General features: G+C 28.3%; 5 protein-coding genes and 1 pseudogene. 2 read left to right on the plus strand and 4 right to left on the minus strand.

The genetic code is table 11. The features are described from left to right. Nucleotides 1–568: pseudogene (locus JFN88_RS26305) on the plus strand (hypothetical protein); the annotation flags it as partial. A 61-nt stretch (nt 569–629) separates the two neighbouring features. Continuing rightward, the gene (rplP, locus tag JFN88_RS26310) at nt 630–1,037 is read left to right on the plus strand and encodes a 50S ribosomal protein L16 (RefSeq protein ID WP_199019545.1); all 408 of its coding nucleotides are present in this window, start codon (nt 630–632) and stop codon (nt 1,035–1,037) included. Nucleotides 1,038–1,194: 157 nt separating this feature from the next. Here the strand turns inward: rplP and nuoH are convergent, their stop codons facing one another. The 4 genes from nuoH to JFN88_RS26330 form a co-directional block, all read right to left on the minus strand. After that, a complete protein-coding gene (gene nuoH, locus JFN88_RS26315; RefSeq protein ID WP_500048320.1) occupies nt 1,195–2,217 on the minus strand; it encodes an NADH-quinone oxidoreductase subunit NuoH in 1,023 nt (340 codons plus the stop codon). Further along, on the minus strand, nt 2,214–2,459 hold the full coding sequence (locus JFN88_RS26320; RefSeq protein WP_199019547.1) for a S19 family ribosomal protein: 246 nt from the start codon (nt 2,457–2,459) through the stop codon (nt 2,214–2,216). Before JFN88_RS26320 ends, nuoH begins: the two co-directional genes overlap by 4 nt. An 88-nt stretch (nt 2,460–2,547) precedes the next feature. Next, a complete protein-coding gene (locus tag JFN88_RS26325; protein WP_199019548.1) occupies nt 2,548–3,759 on the minus strand; it encodes a cytochrome c oxidase subunit I in 1,212 nt (403 codons plus the stop codon). A 65-nt stretch (nt 3,760–3,824) separates the two neighbouring features. Further along, nucleotides 3,825–4,429, minus strand: a 605-nt coding sequence (locus JFN88_RS26330) for an LAGLIDADG family homing endonuclease (protein ID WP_199019549.1), incomplete at its 5' end; no start/stop codon positions are given.

The raw sequence follows: 4,429 nt of genomic DNA on the forward strand, positions 1-4,429 counted from the left end.
TATATCTGTTAATGATTTAAATTTTTTAAAATTAACAGAATCAGATTTATCAAAATTTATTTCTTTAAACACTATTTCATTACCACGTACAACTACTACTAAAAATATTAAAAAAGTTGATTTCCAAAAACAATTAATTTTATCTTCACGTTTAGATGAATTTTATTTTAATGGATTACAGCGTTATATTTCGAATTATAGTTCTACACAAACAATGTTTAATGTAAGTCATACAGCATTTCGTATAACAAATGATTTTCAAAGTGCAGGATTTTTAGCAGACGAAATTGTTTATTTTTTAGAAAAACGCGTACCTTTTACACGTATTAAAAACCGAATATTTCGAGAAGTTAAAAATATTTCGTGGATTCGTGGTATACGTATAAAATATTCAGGACGATCAGCAGGTAAATCAAAAAAAGCACAACGTTCTATGAAAGACTGTGTAAAATTTGGACAAACTTCATTACATGTATTTACTGATCGAATAGATTATGCTTCACGTAGAGCACAAACATCTTTTGGATCTATTGGTATAAAAGTATGGATATGTTACCAAAATTTATAAATTATAAAAAGATTTCAATTTTTTTATAATTGTTACTTTATAAAAGACTATTTTAATTCAAATGTTACAGCCAAGAAAAACAAAATTCCGAAAATATCAAAAAGGCCGTATTGGTGGTATTGTATCTAATACAGACATTTTAAGATTCGGCCAATTTGGAATCAAAGCTTTAGAACCGGCAAGAATACAAGCTAAAACTATCGAAGCTATACGTCGCGTTATGACTCGTAAATTTAAAAGAACAGGTATCATATGGATTAGAATATTTCCAGATATTGCAGTATCTAGTAAACCAGCAGAAGTACGTATGGGTAAAGGTAAAGGTTCTCCAGATTATTGGATTTGTCGAATTAAAAAAGGACAAATTCTATTTGAAATGGATGGCATAAATTTATCTTTAGCTCAACAAGCAGCGCGATTAGCATCTTATAAATTTCCGGGTAAAATTAAATTTGTTACATTATGGTAATTAAAAATTACCAGATAAAGTACAAAGCCTAATTAGAATGGACGTTCTAATACTTTATTAATAAACTCTATTATATATAACTAAAGGTTTTTTTCTTTTACATATTAAATAAAAAGCTAACATACTAATTAAGATGTTAGCTTATATACTTAATAATTTAAACAGCCCAATCAAAAGCTAAAATAATACCTGCTACAAATATTACCCAAGCTAAAGATAATGGTAATAAAGACTTCCATCCTAATCTCATTAATTGATCATAACGATAACGAGGATAAGCTGCACGAATCCATATAAACACAAATAGAAAAAATGCGCTTTTTATACCAATCCAAAAAATACCTGGAATCCAATGAAATATAAAGAAATCAAATGGAGGCAACCACCCGCCTAAAAAGAATATCGAACATAAAGTACTCATTACTATCATATTAGCATATTCACCTAAAAAGAATAAAGCAAATCCCATAGCAGAATATTCAACATTATATCCCGCAACTAATTCTGCTTCAGCTTCTGGTAAATCAAAAGGAGCTCTATTTGTTTCAGCTAAACATGAAATAAAAAACATAATAAATAAAGGAAACAAAGGAATACAAAACCATACACGACTTTGTGCTAAAACAATTTCTGTTAAGTTTAAAGAACCTGTACATATTAATACAGTAATAATAATTAAACCAATTGAAACTTCGTATGAAACCATTTGCGCTGCAGAACGACAACTACCTAAAAAAGCATATTTCGAATTACTTGACCAACCAGCTAAAACAATACCATAAACTCCTAAAGAAGAAATTGCAAAAATATAAAGTAAACCAACATTTAAATCAGCTATAACAATACCTTCGCCAAATGGAACAGCAGCCCACATTATTTGACTTAATAAAAAAGTTAAAGTCGGTGCAAATAAATAAATTACTAAATTTGCATTATTCGGCATTACCGGTTCTTTGACCATTAATTTTAAACCATCTGCAATAGATTGTAAAATACCATAAATACCTAAAATATTAGGACCTTTACGACGTTGCATACTCGCTAAAACTTTACGTTCTGCTAATACTAAAAAAGCAACGCTTAATATTAAAGGTACTGTAACCCCTAATATTTTCAAAAGTAACGTAATTATTAAAGAACTAGATAACATAATAATATTAATATATTTAATAGAAACTATTTTTTTTTAGATTTCTTTTTGTGAATTGGACGTTTTCGTGTACTTGCAAATTGACCTGATTTAAACCCTATCATTTCTTCAGTAATAGTACAACCTATAAATGTTTTACCATTATGTATAGAAACAACTTTATTTATAAATCGAGGCAATATTATAGAACGACGAGACCATATCTTTTTCACTCTAGACAAAGAATCTATTTTTATTTCATTAAAAGGACCTTTCCACAATGAACGACTCATAATAATTTTTTTAATAATATATAAAAAGAAGTTAAATATCTTAGAATTAAAAAAACTAAGATATTTAATTTCTAAAAGAATTTTTTTCTTACACAGATATTGTTTGAGTAGCCTTAATTGAAGGTATTTCTTCAAAAGTATGAAAACCTACAGGAGAAGGTAACATCCATTCTAACGTAGGAGAAACATTAGGAGTAGTTTCCCAAGGATTCTTAGGACATACTTCATCACTAGTCAATGTTTTATAAACTACATAAAAGAAAAATAATACAGCAAATATTGAAATATAACTACCATAACTCGCAATTGCATTCCAACCAGCATATGCATCCGGATAATCTGGAATACGTCTAGGCATACCAGCTAATCCTAAGAAATGCATAGGGAAAAACGTAATATTTACACCTAAAAACATTAACCAAAAATGAATTTGCGCTAACGTTTCAGGATACTGTAATCCTGTAATTTTACCGATCCAGTAATAATATCCAGCAAATAAAGCAAATACAGCACCCATTGATAACACATAATGAAAATGAGCTACAACATAATAAGTGTCATGAAATGCAATATCTAAACCAGAATTAGATAATACTACACCAGTAATACCACCAATTGTAAATAAAACTAAGAAACCAACCGCAAATAACATAGGAGCTCTAAATTCAATAGAACCACCCCACATAGTAGCTACCCAACTAAATATTTTAATACCTGTAGGTACCGCAATAATCATAGTAGCTGCTGTGAAATAAGCACGAGTATCAATGTCTAAGCCAACAACATACATATGATGTGCCCAAACAATAAAACCTAATATACCTATACTCATCATTGCATAAACCATACCTAAATAACCAAAAATAGGTTTTTTAGAAAATGTTTGAATAATATGACTAATTACACCAAATCCGGGTAAGATTAAAATATATACTTCAGGATGACCAAAAAACCAAAATAAATGTTGGTACAGTATAGGGTCACCACCTCCAGCAGGATCAAAAAAACTCGTATTAAAATTACGATCCGTCAATAACATAGTAATACCCCCAGCTAACACAGGTAAAGATAAAACTAATAACCATGCTGTAATAAATACAGACCAAACAAATAAAGGTAAACGATGCATTGACATACCAGGAGCTCTCATATTGAATACAGTTGCTATAAAATTTATAGAACCTAAAATTGAACTAATACCTGATAAATGTAAGCTAAAGATTGCTAAGTCTACGCTCGCACCTGAATGACTTGCTAAAGCCGATAATGGCGGATAACAATGTGTGTTGATAATCTCCATTAATAAAATTAGAAATTTTATTAACTCTCATTATACTCTTTATTTCTCAATAAAGTTCGGACTATTCATTCAACTTTTATCTTTTTTTTTAAAAAATGCATTCTTTTTTGAATTATTTCTAATTTTATAAAGTTACCCTTATGCTTTATATAAGAACGTGCCCATATTCGAAATTCTAGACCCTTTATACTTTTAAATTTTGTATTTGTATTATGGGAACCAGTAAAATATTGAATAATATTTTCAATGGCTCTAGAATTCGTTGTATCTAAAGAATAAAATTGATATTTATTATATTTTACTTTTGTCGAAATATGTAAAATTTTTCTTATATTTTCTAAAACATGAGAATCCCTTTTTTGAGTAATTCCAAAACCATGAACAAATCTATTTTTTTCTTTTTTTGTAATATAAAAAGAACCTTCAGCTTCTATAAAACCGATCAACCAAGGTTTTGAAATAACATTTTCTTTAGAATTTAACCATATAGGCGAAAGATTAGATCTAAATTTACTTTTTTCAATTAAATCTGAAATCATAACAAATTTTTCTTCTTTGGTCAATTCATTATTTTCTGAAATAAACAAACATTTTTGAAATACTTCAAAATTATAATATTTTTTAGTTAATAACGGATACGTATTAAAAATTGGGAATATAATATTTCTTA

It is taken from the genome of Paenibacillus roseus (assembly GCF_016424485.1).
GTDB classification, from domain to species: Bacteria; Bacillota; Bacilli; order Paenibacillales; family Paenibacillaceae; genus Paenibacillus_D; species Paenibacillus_D roseus.